We start from the raw sequence: 20,500 nt of genomic DNA on the forward strand, positions 1-20,500 counted from the left end.
TTGATTTTTTATTTTACTGTAGTATAATTTAAATAAATACAAAGGGGAGCTTGCGAAAAGCAGGCTGAGAGTAAGCTGTTATGCTTAGACCCGTAACCTGATTTGGATAATGCCAACGTAGGGATATATTTTGTGGAATTTTCTGCATATATACTTTATTGGTATATGTGCATTTTTTTTGCGAAAGGATTGTTGACATACCTTTCAGTTTGTATTTGCGAAAGGAGATATCATGTTTAAAGAATGTTTGGAAAATGTTCGTGAACTCAAACCACTCGTTCACAATATAACAAACTATGTAACTGTTAATGATGTAGCTAACGTACTTCTGGCTTGCGGAGGAAGCCCGATTATGACAGATGATCTTAAGGATGTGGAAGACATTACTTCAATCTGCGGAGGACTTAACATTAACATTGGAACACTGAACAAAAATACAATTCCCTCCATGTTTCTCGCAGGAAAGAAAGCAAATAAACTTGGTCATAAAGTTCTTCTTGATCCGGTAGGTGCAGGTGCCAGTAGACTTCGTACCGATACTGCAGTTAAACTGATGCAGGAGATTAAGTTTAATGTAATTCGCGGAAATATTTCCGAGATTAAGACTTTGGCCTACGGAAGCGGCAGTACCAAAGGAGTGGATGCTGATGTATCAGATACAGTAACAGAATTATCCCTTGATAAAGCGGTTTCCTTTGCTAAAAATCTTTCTTTAAAAACAGGCTGTATTATCGCCGTCACAGGTGCAATTGATTTAGTTACCGATGGGAAGCAATGTTATGTAATACGGAACGGCAGAGCCGAAATGGGTAAAATAACAGGGACAGGCTGCCAGCTTTCGGCAGTGATAACGGCATTTCTGATTGCCAACCCGGATAATGAACTGGAAGCTGCAGCTGCAGCGGTATGCACCATGGGGCTTGCGGGGGAAATCGGCTGGAACAATATGCAGCCTACCGATGGAAATTCTACATACCGAAACAGAATCATTGATGCTATTTATAATATGGATGGGGATACTCTGAATAAAGGAGCAAAGTATGAATTGCGATAAAAAGAATCTGCTTTTATATGCCGTTACCGACAGGTTTTGGCTTGGATGTGAATCCCTCTATAGTCAGGTCGAGAAAGCCTTAGAAGGCGGAGTTACTTTTCTTCAGCTTCGCGAGAAAGAATTAGAAGAAAGTATATTTCAAAAGGAAGCTATTGAGATAAAGGAATTATGCAAAAGATTTCAGGTTCCTTTTATCATCAATGATAATGTAAATATAGCGATTGCTATGGAGGCTGACGGAGTACATGTAGGTCAGAGGGATATGGAGGCCGTAAATGTTCGTAAAATCATTGGTCCTGATAAAATTCTTGGAGTATCGGCTCAAACGGTAGAACAGGCAGTTTTGGCAGAAAAACAAGGAGCTGATTATTTAGGGGTTGGAGCTGTGTTTCCTACCGGTTCCAAAGCTGATGCAGATGATGTCAGTTATGAAACATTAAAAGCAATCTGTCAGGCCGTGAGCATTCCAGTGGTAGCAATCGGTGGTATCAGTAAAGATAATATAATGGAGCTTACCGGCTCCGGAATATGCGGAGTCGCTGTTATCAGTGCAATCTTTGCACAGCCGGACATTAAAAAAGCTACTGCAAAATTAAAAGAATTGACAAAAAAGATGGTGATAGAGTGATAACAGGGGCAATCTTTGATTTGGACGGTACAATACTTGATTCTATGTCAATATGGGATAAAGCCGGTGAACTATACTTAGGAAGTTTAGGAATAAGGGCAGAACCTGACCTCAGTAAGATTATGTACTCCATGAGTATGAAAGAAGGCGCTGAATATCTAAAAAATAGATATCAGTTGGACTTGACTTCCGATGACATTATAAATGGGATTAATAATACAATCGAACATTTTTACCGATTTCAGGTTACATTAAAAGATGGTGTATTGCAGTTTTTAGAGGAGTTAAGAAAAGCAGGTATTACAATAACGCTGGCAACCTCCAGTGACCGAAGGATAATTGAAGCAGCTCTTAAAAGGTTAAAGGTTTTAAATTATTTTGACAGGATATTTACCTGTACGGAGATAGGAGAAAGTAAAGAAAAACCTGCTATTTATCTTAAGGCAGCTGAGTATATGAAAACTGATATTCAATCTACCTGGGTGTTCGAAGATGCCTTATACGCAATTAGAACAGCCAAAAATGCAGGATTTAAAACTGCAGGTATATTTGATCCCTCCAGTATAACAGATCAGGTTATGATTAAAAGATATAGCGATATCTATATAAAAAACTTAACCAATATTACTATGTTTTTAGAAATAGCAGCTAAAACAGAATGATACATAGGCGGTAAACCGGGGGCACCACCTTTTGCCGCTTTATAAAATTAATGCTTGTACTAAAATAATAATAAGGATAGAGCATAGGGATGTTACAAAAATATCATATTTTAGGTTATTTCCCACATCCCTTGTTACGGTGATAAAATGAGAACAGCATTAACAATTGCAGGCAGTGATTCCTGCGGAGGCGCCGGCATCCAGGCAGATATTAAGACGATGACCGCCTATGGCATTTATGCCATGAGTGCGGTTACTGCGCTTACTGCCCAGAATACAACCGGCGTTACTGGTATTATGGAAGTAACAGAAGAATTTTTAGGCAAACAGTTAGACAGTATTTTTACGGATATTTACCCGGATGCAGTTAAAATAGGTATGGTTTCATCAAGTAATCTAATAGAAATAATATCGGAAAAGTTAAAATATTATAAAGCGAAAAACATTGTTGTGGATCCGGTAATGATTTCCACCAGTGGTTCAAAGCTGCTTAAAGAGGATGCCGTAGAAACCTTAAAATTAAGTTTGTTCCGGCAGGCGGTATTATTAACTCCTAATATACCGGAGGCTTCTGTGTTATCAGGTATATCCATTACAGAAGAAGAAACTATGATTAAAGCAGCAGAAATCATAAGCAATGAATTCGGTTGTGCTGTTTTATTAAAGGGCGGACACAGCATCAATGATGCCAATGATTTATTATACCAGAATCACAAGTACACCTGGTTAATCGGTCAGAGAATTAATAACAACAATACACATGGAACAGGGTGCACTTTATCCAGCGCCATCGCTTCCGGTCTTGCTAAGGGTCTTAATCTGGAGCCCTCAATACGATTGGCCAAAGAATATATATCCGGAGCATTAAAAGCAAACCTCAATCTTGGTAAAGGAAACGGACCGCTTAATCACACATGGAATTTATTTAAAGAGGAGACAGAACAATGAGAGAATATGCAACACAAATGGACGCAGCAAGAAAAGGGATTATAACGAAAGAACTAGAAATCGTGGCAGAGAAAGAACTTATGACTGCCCAGGAATTATTACCATTGGTAGCTTCCGGAAAAGTAGCAATATGCGCAAACAAAAATCATAAATGTTTAGAACCCCAGGGGGTGGGCTCTATGCTGAAAACGAAAATAAACGTGAATCTTGGGATTTCAAGAGATTGTAAAGATTATGATATTGAAATGAAGAAAGTGATGGAAGCGGTTCATATGGGAGCGCATGCAATTATGGATTTATCTTCACATGGTGATACGATTCCTTTCCGTCGTAAACTAATCGATGAATGCCCTGCTATGATTGGTACAGTACCTATATATGATTCTGTTATTCACTATCAAAGAGATCTGGCTGATCTTACGGCAAAGGATTTTATTGATGTAGTAAAACTGCATGCTGAAGATGGTGTTGATTTTGTAACTCTGCACTGTGGAATAACTCGAAAAACCATCGATCAGATCAAGTTACATAAAAGAAAAATGAATATAGTATCCAGAGGCGGTTCCCTGGTATTTGCCTGGATGTGTATGACAGGGGAAGAAAATCCGTTTTATGAGTATTATGACGAAATTCTTGATATCTGCCGTGAATATGATGTTACCATATCATTGGGAGATGCCTGCAGACCGGGATGTCTTGCTGATGCATCGGATGTATGCCAGATTGAAGAACTGGTACGCCTGGGTGAACTTACCAAAAGGGCATGGGAAAAGGATGTACAGGTTATGGTAGAAGGCCCCGGTCATATGCCTATGGATCAGATCGCCGCAAATATGAAACTGCAGCAGACCATCTGTAACGGAGCACCTTTTTATGTATTAGGACCATTGGTAACAGATATAGCTCCAGGTTATGATCATATTACTTCTGCAATCGGCGGAGCTATTGCAGCTTCAACCGGCGCAGCTTTTTTATGTTATGTAACTCCGGCAGAACACCTGGCACTGCCGAATCTGGATGATGTGAAACAAGGTATCATAGCATCCAAGATTGCCGCTCATGCCGCTGATATAGCCAAAGGAGTAAGGGGAGCAAGGGAGATTGATGATAAGATGGCAGATGCAAGAAAAGTACTTGACTGGGAAGCACAATGGGAGTGTGCAATAGATCCGGAAACAGCTAAAGCAATTCGTGCAAACAGAAAGCCGGAACAGGAAGATACCTGTTCCATGTGCGGAAAATTCTGTGCCGTAAGAAGTATGAATAAAGCTCTTGCGGGAGAACATATTGATATTTTATAGCAGTTCCTTTATAAATATTAAATTTACCGTCTATGATATAAAAGCATGAGAGACAGCCTAAATGGATTACAGCCATTTAGGCTGTCTTATTAGGTAAGGGAATATTGTGTAAACAGTAACTATTGCTTTCCTTCCAGAGCTGCTTATTTTGAACAATACTTGCATTAATTTAATCAAAAAGTTATAATAAATATATTATTGTCAAATTATAAACTCAGGTACGTTAATATAATTTGTGCTGTTGGTTTTATGAAAGGAATAGTAAAAATGGCAGAACAGTCAAATACAAAAGATAAAATTGTAAATGCAGCATGGGAATTGTTTCATGAAAAAGGATATGAAAATACTACGGTAGAAGATATTATTGCAGCCGCTAAAACTTCCAAAGGAACTTTTTATTACTATTTTGATCGAAAGGAGACTCTTTTAGATACTCTATCCACTATTTTAGACCATGAATACGAGAAACTTGAGAAAACTATGGACCCTGATTTAAACAGTTTTGATAAACTGCTGAATATGAACTATCAAATGCATTCATTTATAGAAAAACATATCGATATAGACCTGATATCCTCACTGTATTCAACTCAATTGCTGCCAAAAGGGCAGACTAATTTATTGGATCAGAACCGTGTATATTATAAACTGGTAACGGATATTGTAGAAGAAGGTCAAAAAAGAGGACAGATTTCAACAAATAAATCAGTACGGGAAATCACAAAATATTATACTTTATGTGAACGGGCATTAGTTTCCGACTGGTGCTTAAACCGTGGAAATTATTCCTTGGAACAATACAGTAAAGAGTATATGCCTATTATGATGCAGGCATTTAAGCATATCGATTAATATTATATTTATAAGCATAAAAAATGGGACTGCTATAATATCTGATAAATTCTCACAAAAATCAACAGTCATCAGATATCTATAACAGTCCCGCAGCAATTATCTTTTACCCATAACAGCTTCTATCTCTTCAATACTTCTGGGCGTGATTGCCGATAGGTTTTCACAACCATTCTCTGTTATCAGACAGTTATCTTCCAAACGAAAGCCAATTCCCCAGTCCTCACAGTAAATTCCTATATCTACACAAAAAACCATTCCCGGAGCCGTAATCATATCTTCCATGGGGGATACCCTGTCATGAACATCATATCCCACATGATGAGCACCTCCATGCCAGATATATTTTCCAACTTCTTCATATTTTCTGCACAGGCCAATCTCTTTTAATTGTTCAAAATTATGTTTTCTTGCAATTTGATCTACCTCTTTCATGGGTAAACCCGGTTTCAGGATATTAAACATATAATTGGAGGTATCATAAGCACATTCATATAACAGGCGCTGCTTATCGTTAAATTTGCCGTTGCAGGGCCAACCTCTGGAAACATCATTAATGATATTATCATAACAGGCTCCCACATCATTTAATATCATATCACCGTCTTTTGCCTGCCCTTTATAAGAGTAGTAATGGATACAGAAATTGTTGTTTCCCGCTGAGATAATGGACGGAAATCCGGGAGAGAGGACTCCGCGTTTTGCCAAAGCATAATCAAATTCCGCTTTATATTCATATTCATACATTCCCGGTTTGGAGGCAGTCATCATTGCTAGGATACCTGCTTGTGTAATTTGTTCCGCTTTTCTCATAGCTTCGATCTCACAAGCTTTTTTTATGGTCCTTTGTTTTCTGATTTGTATTTGTAAATTTTTAATCTTTATAAATGGATATCTTGTTTTTATGTAATTTGCTAATTGATAGGAATCATTGTCCGGTTCCTCTTCGGTTAATCTATCAAAATCCAAATACAGTGTTTCCGCCAGACCTGAACCTATAAGCTGGTCCAAAGACACTTTAAAATTCTCAATGTATTTTACCGATTCAATTCCGGAAATATCAGAAGCTTCCGTATCCGTTAGCCTTCTGCCGGTCCAGCGTTCTTTTAATAAATCCGGAGGAAGCAAAAATACAGTATCTTCAGTGGTTGTTCCATCTTTAAAAGCCATAAGAATACTATTTTCCTGCTCTATACCTGTCATATACACGAAACTTCGGTTTGCAAAAAAGGGATAATATTCGTCACTGGTTTTCCTGGGTGCTCGTCCGCTGAACATTACCGCTATGGACCCTGATTCCAGGCTGTTGTAGAGGGTTTCTCTGTTTTCTTTGTGAAATTCTTTTTTCATTTTTATACCCATTACCTATCGCAAGCTTACTTGTGATACTGCCACAAATATATCGTTGAAAGAATCTCTTTTGTGGCATCCTTTCTATATTTTTAATTTTCTTTCAACGTTTCTCCCAACATATTACTAATTTCTTTTTCTTTAATTAAAATCAAATCAATTTAACAAAACAGAAACTACATTTTTTTCAAATTTAATCATTTAACGAATTAACCAATTAAATTATTAAAAAAAATAAAAAACGTGTTGACAAAATAAAAGCTGCTATTTATAATATAGACCATAGTATAAAACATAGTATAATACAGCTCATAACTAAATTCAAGTTAAAAATTAAAAGAGTGGCAACGCAGTCATCTACGGCTGAGTTGCCACTCTTGTTTTATCAATATATTTTAAATTATGAACTGATCGAACTATAAGCAGGAAGAACATGCGAAAAAATTACAGGTTTATGGACATTCTTAAAAAATAGTATGTAGAGAATGTTAATTATAATTATATTAAAGGAGGAACAGTTATGAGTAAAAGAAAGTTATTAACACTAGTTTTAACAGCTGCATTAAGTATTACTGCCTTAACAGGATGCGGTGTCTATGAGAAAGACTCCCAGGTAAAAGACACAAGTGCTTCACCAACTGGCAATAGTACCGATACCGGTTCGGCAGACATCGGCACCACCGAATCGACGGGAACAAAAGAAATCAACTATTCAATTTCCAATGAACCGCCGACGCTTGATCCTCAATTAGTAAATTCCATGTATGGAGCAACACTGGATTATCATTTATTCGAGGGACTTATGAGAAATAATGATGGGACTGTTGAACCGGCCTGTGCAAAAAGTTATGATCTATCCGATGACGGTCTTGTATATACGTTTCATTTAAAAGACGGATTGGTATGGAGTGACGGACAACCATTGAAAGCGGAAGACTTCGTCTATGGTATGCAGCGCCTGGTAAATCCTAAGACAGCAAGCCCTTCCTCCTTTATGGGCACCATCCTAAAAAATGCTTCGAGAGTAAACAGCGGTGAATTACCGGTTGAAGAATTAGGAGTAAAAGCAATTGACGATTCCACAGTTGAAATAACATTGGAGAATCCGGCAGGTTATTTTCTTGGTGTCTTGTCTACCAGCGGATATTATCCCTGCAGAAAAGATTTAGTTGAGAAATATGGGAAAGATTTTGCTGCAGATGCAGATAAAAATGTGTATAACGGCCCTTTTACCTTAACCAGCTGGGAACATGCTAGTTCGCTCACTTTTACTAAAAATGAAAATTACTGGAATAAGGATATTGTTAAATTAAATAAAGTGGATATATCCGTAGTAACGGATAAAAATACCGCACTTGGCTTATATGAAAACGGAGAATTGGATTTTGCGGAAATTCCCTCCGAGCTGGTTGCAAATTATCCTGATGCCAAAAGTTATTATTCCGGTGCCGTGGAATATTTACAGATTAATCTCAGTGCGAATAAAATCCTTGCGAATAAAAATTTCCGCAACGCCATGAGTGCGGCCATAAACCGGCAGGAGTTTGTAACGTTGGCAACCTCCAATGTGAATAAAGTAACTTCCAGATATGTACTCCCACAGGTTTCAGGTGTAGAAAAAACTTATGGTGAGGAATACCCCCTTGAAGCTTTTGGCGCTACCAATGATAACGAAAAAGCAAAAGGATATTTAGATGCAGCTATGAAAGAACTGGGTATATCTTCCCCTTCTGATATTAAGGTTGTATTAAACACAGCTGATGCAGATTCTTCAAGAAAACAAGCCGAAGTAATCCAGGAACAGCTGCAGACAAATTTAGGTATCGTAATCGAAATTAACCAGGTCCCTTATAAACAATTATATGAACTTCATTCCGCACATGATTATGAAATGATGTTCACCGGCTGGGTACCGGATTATTCCGATCCTTTCAGTTATCTGGAGTTTTTTGAAACGGATAACGGCTATAACAACTCCGTATACAGCAACAAAGAATATGATAAGTATATCCAGGCAGCGAAAGCTTCCCTTGATCCTAAAAAGAGATTGGATGATTTATATGAAGCAGAAAAGATCCTGTGTCAGGATTTACCCATCATTCCTCTTGATATGGTATGTTCCTATTACTTATTAAATGAGAAGGCAACAAACTTCAAACCATATTTTGTCGGTACCGGATTAAATTACATACAGGCAGATATTACAGAATAACAGGAGTAAATCATATGGGAAAATATATCATTAAAAGAATAGGAATTTCCTTGATAACCATTTTTGTTTTGGTATCTGCTGTATTTTTCCTGATAAGACTCATGCCTGGCGGCCCTTTTGCCAGTGAAAAGATGACGCCGGAAATTAAATCGGTTATGGAGGCCTATTATGGCCTCGATAAACCGGTAATTGTGCAATATTTTACCTATCTGGGTAATCTACTCCACGGTGACTTCGGATACTCCATGCTTTATATGAACCGCACAGTGAATGCAGTTTTGCTTGAGTCTTTTCCATACTCCTTTGATATAGGCATAAGGGCGCTTTTATTTGCCCTATCTTTCGGCCTAGTATTAGGAATTATCGCGGCATTAAACAGAGGGAAAAAACTAGATTTTATCTGTATTATTATAGCGATCCTCGGTACCAGTGTTCCTGATTTTATTATGGGCGGTGTGTTACAGTACTTCTTCGGAATCCGCTGGGGTCTTCTGCCGGTAGCCCAATATAAAGGATTTGAATATACCATTCTTCCCATGATAGCGTTAGGATTTGGTACACTTGCCATGGTATCGAGAGTAATGCGCTCCAGTATGTTGGAAGTTGTGAACCAGGATTACATAAAGACCGCCAAAGCCAAGGGATTATCCAAGTTAAGAATTGTCTATAAACATCAGGTACGTAATGCTATTTTACCGGTTATAACGGTTATGGGGCCGGTGGTGGCTTCCATATTAACGGGTACCTTTGTAATCGAATCCATTTTTGCCATACCGGGTATGGGGAGATATTACGTGGAAAGTATCAGTGGTCTTGATTATACCATGGTACTCGGTATGACGGTCTTTTATGGGGTATTCTTAGTGATTGCCAATATGGTTGTTGACATCCTGTATGGATTTATCGATCCCCGTATCAGGGTAAATTAAGGAAAGTGGGGAATAGAACATGAATACAGACGAAATAAAAATAACACCGGATAAATTTAAAACCGTAGGAAAAAACATTGAGCAGATGGAAAGCATATCCAGGCCTAATCTGTCTTACTGGCAGGATGCCTGGAGACGAATCAAAAAAAACAGAGTTGCGTTCTTTTCCCTGATGTTAATGATTTTTTACATACTTTTTGCAATTTTTGCACCTATCTTCAGTCCGTATGATTTTGCAAAACAGGATGCTTCCTCAATAAATGCTCCGTTTTCTTTAAAACACTGGTTTGGAACCGATTCCCTTGGACGTGATCTATTCGTAAGGCTGTGGAAAGGAGCCAGAGTATCGCTGTCAATCGGTTTTGTCGCGGCTATGTTAAATGCCATTATCGGAACAATCATTGGAGGTATCTCCGGTTATTGCGGCGGTAAAGTTGATATGCTAATTATGCGGATTGTTGATGTTTTATATGGAATTCCCAGTCTGATCGTTACGATTCTGGTAATGGTAATCATCGGCCGCGGTGTTACCAGCCTTATTATAGCCATGATCATAGTAGGCTGGATTGGAAGCTGCCGTTTTGTAAGAGGCGAAGTATTACGGTTAAAAGGACAGGAGTTCGTTCTGGCAGCTAAAGTATTAGGAGTATCTGATATCAATATTATCCTGCGTTATCTGATACCGAATATTATGGGTCTTATTATCACAAACCTTACTATGGCAATCCCGTCTGCGATATTCTCGGAAGCATTTCTAAGTTTTATCGGTCTTGGCATGGCCCCGCCAAACAGCAGCTGGGGTATCCTGGCCAAAGAAGGAATTAAGTTGTTAAGGATTTCACCAATGCAGCTTATCATTCCCTCCTTTTTTATCTGTACCACCATGCTGGCATTAAACCTTTTAGGCGACGGATTAAGGGATGCATTTGATCCCAGGTTAAGAGGTTCGGAATAAAGAAAGGAAAAGGAATCCTATGAGTGATAAAAATATATTAGAAATAAAAAATCTCAGCTTTTCCTTTCACACCTATGGCGGAATTGTAAAAGCGGTCAGAGACATCAGTTTTGAAGTTAAAGAAGGTGAAATTCTTGGAATTGTAGGAGAATCCGGCTGCGGTAAAAGCGTTACGGCCCAATGTATTTTAAAATTAAATCCGGAATCTGTCGGTTTTTTTGAAAGCGGCTCCATGTTATATGAAGGAAAAGAACTTATAACAAAATCCGACAAGGAAATGAGAAAAATCAGAGGAAAAGAGATTGGTTTTATTTTTCAGGATCCAATGACATCCTTAAATCCTACCATGAGAATCGGAAAGCAGATTGAAGAAATTTTTCTCGGACGGACCGGTTTAAGTCATAACCAGATAAAAAAAGAAACATTAGAGATATTGGAGAAAGTCGGTATAACAGATCCGGAACGGAGACTAAAGCAATATCCCCACGAACTCAGCGGGGGTATGCGGCAAAGGATAGGTATAGCTATGGCCCTTGTAGGAAAACCGAAAATCATTATTGCCGATGAACCAACGACCTCCCTGGATGTAACCATTGAAGCTCAGATTTTATCACTGTTAAAATCACTTTGTAAAACCATGAACGTAGCAGTAATGATTATTACCCATGACTTAGGAGTCATAGCTAAAATATGCGACAGAGTTTTAGTTATGTACGGCGGTAAAATTATGGAGAGCGGTTCCAGTGATGATATATTTTATAAAAAAGCCCATCCCTATACCAAAGGACTTCTACAATCCATTGCCCGTCTGGATATGAAAAAAGAAGAGGAACTGATACCTATAGAGGGAACACCTCCGGATTTATTTTCACCTCCCAAGGGATGTCCCTTTGCCGTACGGTGTGAACATGCAATGGAAATATGTTATGAACAAATGCCTGAGCAAACGATCTTCTCAGGTCTGCACCTTACCTATTGCTGGCTGCAGCATCCATATGCACCTAAGACAGAGGGTATCTATCAATTAAATGAGGAGGAAAAAGCGGATGACCTTAAATAAAAGAGAACCAATATTAAAGGTGGATGGGTTATGTAAATACTTTTCTATTTCCTCGAAAGAAACCTTAAAAGCCGTGGACAATGTTTCCTTTGAAATATATAAACAGGAGGTAGTTGGGATTGTAGGTGAAAGCGGCTGCGGGAAATCAACCTTGGGAAGATGTCTGTTACGGCTGTATGAACCAACAAAAGGCAGTATCTATTATGAAAATACAAATCTAAAAGATGTTAAGACAAGATCACAGAAAAAAGAGTTTTGCAAAAACGTACAAATGATCTTTCAAAATCCTTATGCTTCTCTAAATCCCAGGATGACGGTAAAAGAAATCGTCGGGGAAGGAATGAAGCTGTACCAGAGATATTCGCCAAAAGATTTGGATGATAAAGTAATTGAACTCCTGGGTAAAGTGGGAATGAATAAAGATCATATGTCTCGGTTTTCCCATGAATTCAGCGGAGGGCAAAAGCAGCGTATCGGAATTGCGAGAGCTCTGTCCGTAGGTCCCAAACTTATTGTATGTGATGAACCTATATCGGCTTTAGACGTGTCAATACAGGCTCAAGTTATCAATATGCTGAAAAAGCTCAGGGAGGAGATGGGCTTAACTTATCTTTTTATCGCTCATGATCTAAGTGTGGTTAAATATATATCAGACCGGGTAATTGTTATGTACCTGGGAATGATAGTAGAAATTGGAGAAACTGAAGAATTATATGAACATCCGGCACATCCCTATACACAGGCTATGTTATCGGCTATCCCAATCGCCGATCCCAATCGTTCCAGAAATCAGAAGGGTATTCCTATAATAGGTGAGGTCCCAAGTCCTGTTAATCCTCCGGAAACCTGCCGTTTTGCAGAACGCTGTCCAAAAGCACAGGAAATCTGCTGAATGAAAATACCGGATTTAAAAGAAATCAGAGGTGGTCATATGGTCGCCTGTCATTTTTCTGATTCGGTATAATATGCTTTCTAAAGACAGACGTTCTTATAAAAGTCTGAAATACAGATAAATAAATTAAGAAAGGATACCACGATATATTCGTTTCCGTATTTATCGCGGATATCATACATTAATTATTGTATGATTTGATTGGTAAAGATATGAAATTAGGTTTTATAGGCTGCGGCAATATGGCCTCAGCAATGATAGGCGGAATTATTAATAACAAAATATGCAATCAGGACAATATTATAGCTTCTGATGCTTACTTCCCTGCCTTAAAAAAAGCGGAAGAAACTCTCCATATTCAAACCAGTTCTGATAATAAAGCAGTAGTCCTACTGGCGGATATTTTATTTTTGTCAATAAAACCTCAGTATTACGAAACCGTTATTAAAGAAATAAAAGACAGTATATCAGAGAATCAAATTGTAATAACAATTGCTCCGGGTAAAACTTTAAACTGGTTATCTGATAATTTTGATAAACCCGTAAAGATAGTTCGCTGTATGCCAAATACTCCTGCGCTGGTATGTGAGGGGATAACGGGGGTTTGCGCTAACGAATTGGTTACACAAACGGAGCTGGAGTTAGTTTTGAAAGTGTTAAGCGGTTTCGGAAGTACAGAAATTTTATCAGAAAACCTTATGGATGTCGTTGTATCTGTCAGCGGCAGTTCACCGGCTTATGTATTTATGTTTATAGAAGCTATGGCAGATGCAGCGGTAGCCGACGGAATGCCCAGGACCCAGGCATATAAATTTGCAGCCCAGTCAGTACTCGGCAGTGCAAAAATGATATTGGAAACAGGAAAACACCCCGGTGAATTAAAAGATATGGTTTGCTCTCCCGGCGGAACCACCATTGAAGCTGTACGTGTTCTGGAAAAAAACGGCTTTCGAAGTTCTGTAATTGAGGCTATGAAAGCCTGTACCAAAAAAGCGAAAGGATTATAATATATGAAATTTGAAAATGTTGATATTACAAAAGAAGCAAATATTTATTTTGATGGAAAAGTTACCAGCCGTACTCTGTATCTTAAAAACGGTGAGAGAAAAACCTTGGGATTTATGCTCCCCGGAGAATATGAATTTGGTACCGGAGCCAAAGAATGTATGGAGGTTTTAAACGGAGAGATGGATATTTGCCTTCCGGGAGAATCCGTTTATACAACCTATAAAAAAGGAGCAACTTTTATCGTTCCTGGGAATTCCAAGTTCAAGGTTAAGGTCAGCACATTTGGAGATTACTGTTGTTCTTATATAGAGGATTAAAATGAGGTTGTTATATTCCAGAATTTATTATTACGCTGTGTTCCAAAAGCAAGTGTAATACAGTTATTTTATTTTGTCTGGAATTGAATAGATTTTTAGAAAAAGGACGTGGTATCTGTTTCCCTTTTATGAGGGAGCTAAACCTTACGTCTTTTTTTATTTTAATCATGTTAAGTGAATCTTGACAAACAGAATAAAAGAGGTTAAAATTTTAATAGACTATAGTATAAACCGAAGTATAAAGGAGGGAGAAATGAAGAAACCTTTGGTTACGGATCTGCAAAAATATTGTATTCATGACGGTACTGGAATCCGTACAACAGTTTTTTTTAAAGGATGCCCGCTGGCATGTACCTGGTGCCATAACCCGGAAACTCAGACCTATACAAAACAATTATTAGTTAATACCGAAAAATGCACCGGCTGCGGCGCCTGCATTAAAGCATGTCCGACCAACTCTGTTGTTTTGAGAAATGGTATTTCCGAAACGAATAGGAGTTCCTGCCATACGTGCGGATTCTGTCTGGATTACTGTGACAGTAATATCCGGGCATTGACGGGAACATTTTATACGGTGGATGAACTGATACAGGAAATCGAAAAAGATAAGGTGTTTTATGACCAGTCGGACGGCGGAGTAACCTTATCCGGCGGAGAAGTTTTGGCCCAGGATATGGATTATATGGAAGAATTATTAATGAAACTTCATAATAAAGGATATCGCGTTAATATAGATACCTCAGGTTATGCTCCTTTTGCCGTAATAGAAAGAATATTACCCTATGTGGATACTTTTTTATATGATATTAAAATGATGAATCCCGACTTACATAAGAAATATACGGGTGTTGACAACGAACTGATTCTTAAAAACTTAAAACAGCTGAGTCTTAAAAAGGCTTGCGTGTGGATTCGGATTCCCGTAATTGTAGGTGTGAATGCTGCTGCCCACCATATGATTCAAATTGCGGACTTTTTAAAAGCAGAACAAATTTCCTTTAAACAGATTAATCTGCTGCCGTATCACAATACGGGAAGGAATAAATACAATAGATTGCAGCTTAATTATGAGGGGGACTGTTTTAATACTCCGGCACAGGAAGAATTAGAAACCTTTTTGGCTGTATTTAATAAGTTTAATTTTACAAATGTTAAAATTGGAGGTTAAATGTGAAGAAAAAGCATCTTCACATTTGCTATTTGAGATGCCGCTTAAGCGGCATCATGGCTGTGGGTTGAAAGAAAATAATAAGAAAGAAAGGCAGTTGTGATATGCAATGGGTATAAACATGGAAAGAGGAATGAATAAACGGATTCAAAATTTAAGAAAAATCAGTATGGAGACACCTGCCCATATTGATATGGAACGGGCCAGATTATTTACGGAGGCATATAAGACATATGAGGGAAGTGTTTCAATACCCGAACTCAGGGCTTTGGCACTGAAACATTACTTTTCCAATAAAACTCTTTTCATCGGTGAGGGTGAATTAATTGTGGGAGAGAAAGGAAACGGCCCCCAGGCTTCGCCCACCTTTCCGGAACTGTGCTGTCATACCGTAGAAGATCTGCACGTTATGAATGACCGGGAATTAATTAATTTTAAAGTAAATACAGAAGATTATCAATTCCAGAATGATTCCATCATCCCTTTTTGGGAAAAACGTTCCATCAGATATAAAATTTTAGAGCACATGTCAGATGAATGGAAGAGAGCTTATGAAAATGGAATCTTTACCGAGTTTATGGAGCAAAGGGGACCGGGACATACCGTAGGTTCGGAAAATATATACAATAAAGGATTTATGGAATATAAAGTAGAGATTGAAAACGCGATTCATAAGCTTGATTATCTTCATGATATGGAAGCACTTAATAAAGAAAATCAGCTAAAAGCAATGTCAATCGCATGTGATGCCATTATGATTCTTGGGAAACGGTATCATGATTATGCCATGGAACAATACAAACAGGAAACAGAGGAAAAGCGGAAAGCAGAATTACTTCAAATTGCTGAGAACTGTAAAGTAGTTCCTGCCGGAAAACCCGAGACCTGCTGGCAGGCCATACAGATGTATTGGTTTGTCCATCTTTCGGTAACTACTGAATTAAATCCCTGGGATGCGTACAGTCCGGGAAGACTGGATCAGCACCTAATACGATTTTATGAAAAGGATGTAAAGGACGGTATTCTTAACAGAGACGGGGCAAAGGAATTGTTAGAATGTCTATGGATTAAATTCAATAACCAGCCTGCACCGCCCAAAGTAGGAATAACCTTAAAAGAAAGCAGCACCTATACGGACTTTGCAAATATTAATACGGGAGGAATCACACCGGAGGGACAGGATGGTGTCAATGAAATCAGTTATCTGATACTGGAATGTATGGATGAGATGAAACTGCTGCAGCCAAGTTCCAACGTTCAGATAAGTAAAAAGACCCCAAAGGCGTTTTTGTTAAAGGCATGTGAAATTTCCAGAAAAGGTTGGGGTCAGCCGGCATTTTACAATACGGAAGCTATTATACAGGAACTTCTGAATGCTGGAAAAACCATAACCGATGCAAGAAAGGGCGGAACCAGCGGATGTGTGGAGACCGGTGCCTTTGGCAATGAAGCTTATATTCTTACCGGTTATTTTAATCTTCCCAAGATATTAGAACTGACTTTATACAATGGAATCGATCCAATGAGCGGGGAGAGTCTGGGCCTTACGTTAGGTAATGCAGAAGATTTTAAGACCTATGGTGAGCTTTTTGAAGCATATAAAAAACAGGTTTTATATTTTCTGGATATAAAGATACGGGGTAATAACATAATAGAAAAAATCTATGCAGATTATATGCCGGTGCCTTTTTTATCCATTATCACCAACGATTGTATCTTAAAAGGAAAAGATTACAACGGAGGTGGCGCAAGATATAATACCAACTATATTCAGGGTGTTGGTATCGGTACTATCACAGATTCTTTAGCTGTCATCAAATATAATGTTTATGAACAGAAGAAGTTTACCATGTCCGAATTGTTAACTGCCATGAATGATAATTTTGAAGACCATAACCGGATACTTAACCTGGTTCGCAATCATACTCCGAAATATGGCAACGATGATGAGTATGCAGATAAGATTATGAAAGAAGTATTCGGATTTTACTGTGATAGTGTGACTGGCAGACCCAATGTAAAAGGAGGCTTTTATAGAATCAATATGCTTCCGACTACTTGTCACGTATATTTCGGTGATGTAATGATTGCAAGTCCTAACGGACGTCTTGCACATAAACCGGTATCGGAGGGAATATCACCGGAGAAAGGTGCCGACATAAAAGGCCCCACTTCCGTATTAAAGTCGGCCTCCAAGATGGATCACGTAAAAACCGGAGGTACACTGCTGAATCAGAAATTTACTCCCTCTGTAGTTGCGGGTGAAACCGGCCTGGAACAAATGGCTAATCTGATCCGTGCATATTTTGAGCTGGATGGTCATCACCTTCAGTTTAATGTGATAGACCGCAAAACTTTGCTTGATGCCCAGAAGAATCCGGAAGAATATAAGGATCTAATCGTAAGGGTTGCAGGTTACAGTGATCATTTCAGAAATCTCAGCAAAGCCCTTCAGGATGAAATAATAGAAAGAACAGAACAGGCATTTCATTAACGATTATTCAGAACCCTAAAGGAGAAAATAAGGTGTGTAACAAGAATACAAGTTCAACCAAAGAATTGCTTTTACAGCAGGAAGCAGATTATCTGCAATTACCGGATTTAAACCATATTTATAAGGATGTTAAACTTCCCTGTAAAGGAAAATCCGGTTGTACCATTCGTTGGGATAGCAGTGACCCTTTTCTTTTATCCCCAAGCGGTATTGTTTATCGACCGGAAGAAAAGGATGGAAAAAAGACGATTACTCTGACAGCAGAATTAACCTACAAAGGAATCGTACGTAAGAAAACATTTAATGCCATCATTTTGCCGGAATATAAACATAAGAAAGTGACTTGGATTCCGTTTCTCAGATTAGAAACGGAACCCGGCATCAACCCGGTTTTACCTAATTATGTGTGGATTGAATATAATAATGGCACAAAAAAAGAGGAACTGGTTATCTGGGAGGGGATTCCAGAGGGTGAATTAAAGAAAAAAGGCAATTTTACTGCGAAAGGCCATTTGAAATCAAATCCAAGGATTACGATACCGGCTTATATATCGGTAAAATATAATAGTATTGACCGGCAGAAAAAAGGATCTGCCGTATACCTGACGGAGGTTAATCTAATACAGGATACCATATTTACTCAGAATAATAAAAGGACGCTTGCTTATTTAAAATTACTGGACCCAGACCGTATGCTTTACTCTTTCCGGTCGACTTTTCATATGGATACCAAAAATGTTAAACCTTTAGGAGGCTGGGAGGAACCAATAGGACTTTTAAGAGGACATTCCACGGGGCATTTTTTATCGGCCCTGGCATTGGCTTACAGTGCCACAGGGGATCGGGAAATAAAAGAGAAACTAGACTATATGGTAAATTCCCTGAAAGAATTACAGGATCTGTCAAGCGGAACTCCCTCTAGGTTTAAGACACTGTGTACAAAAGAAAATGCAGATCAGTCCTTATGGGGACAGCAGGTTTCTGAATGGGGAAAAGGATATTTAAGTGCTTATCCGCCGGACCAATTTGCACTTTTAGAGGAATATACACCTTATCCCACCATATGGGCGCCATATTATACATATCATAAGCTTTTGGCAGGGCTGCTTAATTGCTATGAATATGCACAGAATGATATCGCCCTTACCATCGCCTGCGGAATGGGTGACTGGGTTTACGACAGGCTTTTGGCACTCCCGTCAGAACAGCTTAACAAGATGTGGAGTATGTATATTGCCGGAGAATACGGCGGTATGAATGAATCCCTGTCGCAGTTATATCTGTTAACCGGCAACCTAAATTATCTTAAAGCTTCCTTATTATTTGATAATCATAAAGTTTTTGAGGGTTTGGCTCAGAATATGGATAGTATTACCATGTTACATGCCAATCAGCATATCCCGCAGATGATTGGAGCTTTAAAGGAGTATGAAGCAACCGGTGAAATACATTATTACCTTACTGCTTATTATTTCTGGCATCTGGTAACTAAACATTATGCTTACTCCATAGGCGGTGTAGGAAGAAGCGAAAATTTTAAGGAAATCGATATATTAGCCGGTAATATTGATACCGATAGAAATTGCGAAACCTGTGCCGCTTACAATATGCTGAAACTGTCGAAAGCCCTCTACTGCTATGAACCTGAAAACAGTGAATATATGGACTATTATGAGAAAACACTTTTTAACCAGGTTATTGCATCACAAAATCCGGTCGTAACAGAGCATATGCATCATGGCGTAACCTATATGCTGCCTATCGGACCCGGGCAGCACAAAGAATACGGGACAGATTATGAAGAGTTCACCTGCTGTCACGGAACAGGGATGGAAAATCATGTAAAATATCAGGAAAATATCTATTTTCTCAACAAAGAAGAGAATAAAATATATATAAATTTATATATACCCTCTGTCCTGCATTCTTCAGAATTAGGTACGATACTGACTATCTACGGTAAGTTTCCCGGAGAAAAAACAACCATAACCATAAAAACGGAAACTAAAATTACCTGTTGTTTCCGTATTCCCCATTGGTGCAGAACTAGTTTCCGTTTAGTACTTAACGGAAAAGAAATACATCCGAATGAAACAGGATCCGGTTATGTATGTTTAAGCAGAACATGGTCAGAAAACGACAGACTGGATATTTATACCCCATATGAATTAGCACTTGTGTACACGCCTGATGATTTGGATCTTCCTGTAGCCAGTATAATGTACGGTCCTTTTGTTATGGCAGCACTAAGCAGTATAAAGGATTGGATTACCCTGATTCTGTCTCCCAAGCTTAGGGATTGTTTCCGTATTGAATGGCAGAAAGATAAACCGGTCCTATATTATGATGATTTAGAATTTATTCCAATCTATGCGGCACACCACGTGGATTATCATACATACTTTAAAATCAATATACCCTATGTGGATTAAGTAATATCATGTTAAGACAGGACATGTCGCTGTAAATTGATGAATCTAAGTTATTTGTAAGGTTTCGTTATTAATCACGGAACTGTTGCTTTTAGCAGAGGCGTGATCAATACTGACTTTTAATGCTCCAATTGAATTAATGAAAAAATACTTGACAAATTACTAGAACGTAGTCTAGAATATAGTATAAAGTTATAGAAATGTATCGAAATATAATAAAGTATCGTTGATAGGACGA

The 20,500-nt window shown here is 38.4% G+C and carries 17 protein-coding genes and 1 riboswitch; of the genes, 16 read left to right on the forward strand and 1 reads right to left on the reverse strand.

The features are described from left to right. Positions 1-31: 31 nt before the first annotated feature. A riboswitch (TPP riboswitch) is annotated at positions 32-141 on the forward strand. A gap of 91 nt (positions 142-232) precedes the next feature. The 6 genes from thiM (at position 233) to RBU59_RS01320 (ending at position 5,445) form a co-directional block, all read left to right on the forward strand. After that, positions 233-1,054 (forward strand): hydroxyethylthiazole kinase, encoded by an 822-nt coding sequence (thiM, locus tag RBU59_RS01295; protein ID WP_308146078.1) that lies wholly within the window; start codon positions 233-235, stop codon positions 1,052-1,054. Further along, positions 1,041-1,682 carry a thiamine phosphate synthase gene (gene thiE, locus RBU59_RS01300; protein WP_308146079.1) on the forward strand — a complete coding sequence of 214 codons (642 nt, stop codon included), beginning with the start codon at positions 1,041-1,043 and terminating at the stop codon, positions 1,680-1,682. The genes thiM and thiE overlap by 14 nt, the downstream gene beginning before the upstream one ends. Beyond that, positions 1,679-2,344, forward strand: coding sequence for an HAD family hydrolase (locus RBU59_RS01305; RefSeq protein ID WP_308146080.1), 666 nt, complete (start codon positions 1,679-1,681; stop codon positions 2,342-2,344). The genes thiE and RBU59_RS01305 overlap by 4 nt, the downstream gene beginning before the upstream one ends. A 147-nt stretch (positions 2,345-2,491) precedes the next feature. Further along, a complete protein-coding gene (thiD, locus tag RBU59_RS01310) occupies positions 2,492-3,292 on the forward strand; it encodes a bifunctional hydroxymethylpyrimidine kinase/phosphomethylpyrimidine kinase (protein WP_308146081.1) in 801 nt (266 codons plus the stop codon). Next, complete coding sequence (thiC, locus tag RBU59_RS01315) at positions 3,289-4,593, forward strand: phosphomethylpyrimidine synthase ThiC (RefSeq protein WP_308146082.1); 1,305 nt, start codon at positions 3,289-3,291, stop codon at positions 4,591-4,593. Before thiD ends, thiC begins: the two co-directional genes overlap by 4 nt. A gap of 267 nt (positions 4,594-4,860) precedes the next feature. Continuing rightward, positions 4,861-5,445 (forward strand): TetR/AcrR family transcriptional regulator, encoded by a 585-nt coding sequence (locus RBU59_RS01320; protein WP_308146083.1) that lies wholly within the window; start codon positions 4,861-4,863, stop codon positions 5,443-5,445. Between the two features lie 99 nt (positions 5,446-5,544). On the opposite strand, the gene RBU59_RS01325 is transcribed toward RBU59_RS01320, so the two are convergent. Continuing rightward, positions 5,545-6,795 carry an aminopeptidase P N-terminal domain-containing protein gene (locus RBU59_RS01325; protein ID WP_308146084.1) on the reverse strand — a complete coding sequence of 417 codons (1,251 nt, stop codon included), beginning with the start codon at positions 6,793-6,795 and terminating at the stop codon, positions 5,545-5,547. A gap of 520 nt (positions 6,796-7,315) precedes the next feature. On the opposite strand from RBU59_RS01325, the gene RBU59_RS01330 reads away from it, so the two are divergent. The 10 genes from RBU59_RS01330 (at position 7,316) to RBU59_RS01375 (ending at position 20,262) form a co-directional block, all read left to right on the forward strand. Continuing rightward, positions 7,316-9,007 (forward strand): peptide ABC transporter substrate-binding protein, encoded by a 1,692-nt coding sequence (locus RBU59_RS01330; RefSeq protein WP_308146085.1) that lies wholly within the window; start codon positions 7,316-7,318, stop codon positions 9,005-9,007. 14 nt (positions 9,008-9,021) lie between these two features. Then, positions 9,022-9,936 (forward strand): ABC transporter permease, encoded by a 915-nt coding sequence (locus tag RBU59_RS01335; protein WP_308146086.1) that lies wholly within the window; start codon positions 9,022-9,024, stop codon positions 9,934-9,936. Positions 9,937-9,955: 19 nt separating this feature from the next. Then, complete coding sequence (locus RBU59_RS01340; RefSeq protein ID WP_308146087.1) at positions 9,956-10,891, forward strand: ABC transporter permease; 936 nt, start codon at positions 9,956-9,958, stop codon at positions 10,889-10,891. 19 nt (positions 10,892-10,910) lie between these two features. Next, complete coding sequence (locus RBU59_RS01345) at positions 10,911-11,951, forward strand: ABC transporter ATP-binding protein (protein ID WP_308146088.1); 1,041 nt, start codon at positions 10,911-10,913, stop codon at positions 11,949-11,951. After that, positions 11,938-12,843, forward strand: coding sequence for an ABC transporter ATP-binding protein (locus tag RBU59_RS01350; RefSeq protein ID WP_308146089.1), 906 nt, complete (start codon positions 11,938-11,940; stop codon positions 12,841-12,843). The genes RBU59_RS01345 and RBU59_RS01350 overlap by 14 nt, the downstream gene beginning before the upstream one ends. A 212-nt stretch (positions 12,844-13,055) precedes the next feature. Then, on the forward strand, positions 13,056-13,850 hold the full coding sequence (gene proC, locus RBU59_RS01355; RefSeq protein ID WP_308146090.1) for a pyrroline-5-carboxylate reductase: 795 nt from the start codon (positions 13,056-13,058) through the stop codon (positions 13,848-13,850). 3 nt (positions 13,851-13,853) lie between these two features. Continuing rightward, a complete protein-coding gene (gene ppnP / locus RBU59_RS01360; RefSeq protein WP_308146091.1) occupies positions 13,854-14,168 on the forward strand; it encodes a pyrimidine/purine nucleoside phosphorylase in 315 nt (104 codons plus the stop codon). 253 nt (positions 14,169-14,421) lie between these two features. Beyond that, positions 14,422-15,336, forward strand: a complete 915-nt coding sequence (locus RBU59_RS01365; RefSeq protein WP_308146092.1) for a glycyl-radical enzyme activating protein — start codon at positions 14,422-14,424, stop codon at positions 15,334-15,336. A gap of 121 nt (positions 15,337-15,457) precedes the next feature. Next, positions 15,458-17,830: a trans-4-hydroxy-L-proline dehydratase gene (gene hypD / locus RBU59_RS01370; protein ID WP_308146093.1), complete on the forward strand. Its 2,373-nt coding sequence runs from the start codon at positions 15,458-15,460 to the stop codon at positions 17,828-17,830. Between the two features lie 32 nt (positions 17,831-17,862). Beyond that, positions 17,863-20,262, forward strand: coding sequence for a beta-L-arabinofuranosidase domain-containing protein (locus RBU59_RS01375; protein WP_308146094.1), 2,400 nt, complete (start codon positions 17,863-17,865; stop codon positions 20,260-20,262). The last annotated feature ends 238 nt before the right edge of the window (positions 20,263-20,500 follow it).

This window comes from Anaerocolumna sp. MB42-C2, from assembly GCF_030913705.1.
Lineage (GTDB): Bacteria > Bacillota > Clostridia > Lachnospirales > Lachnospiraceae > Anaerocolumna.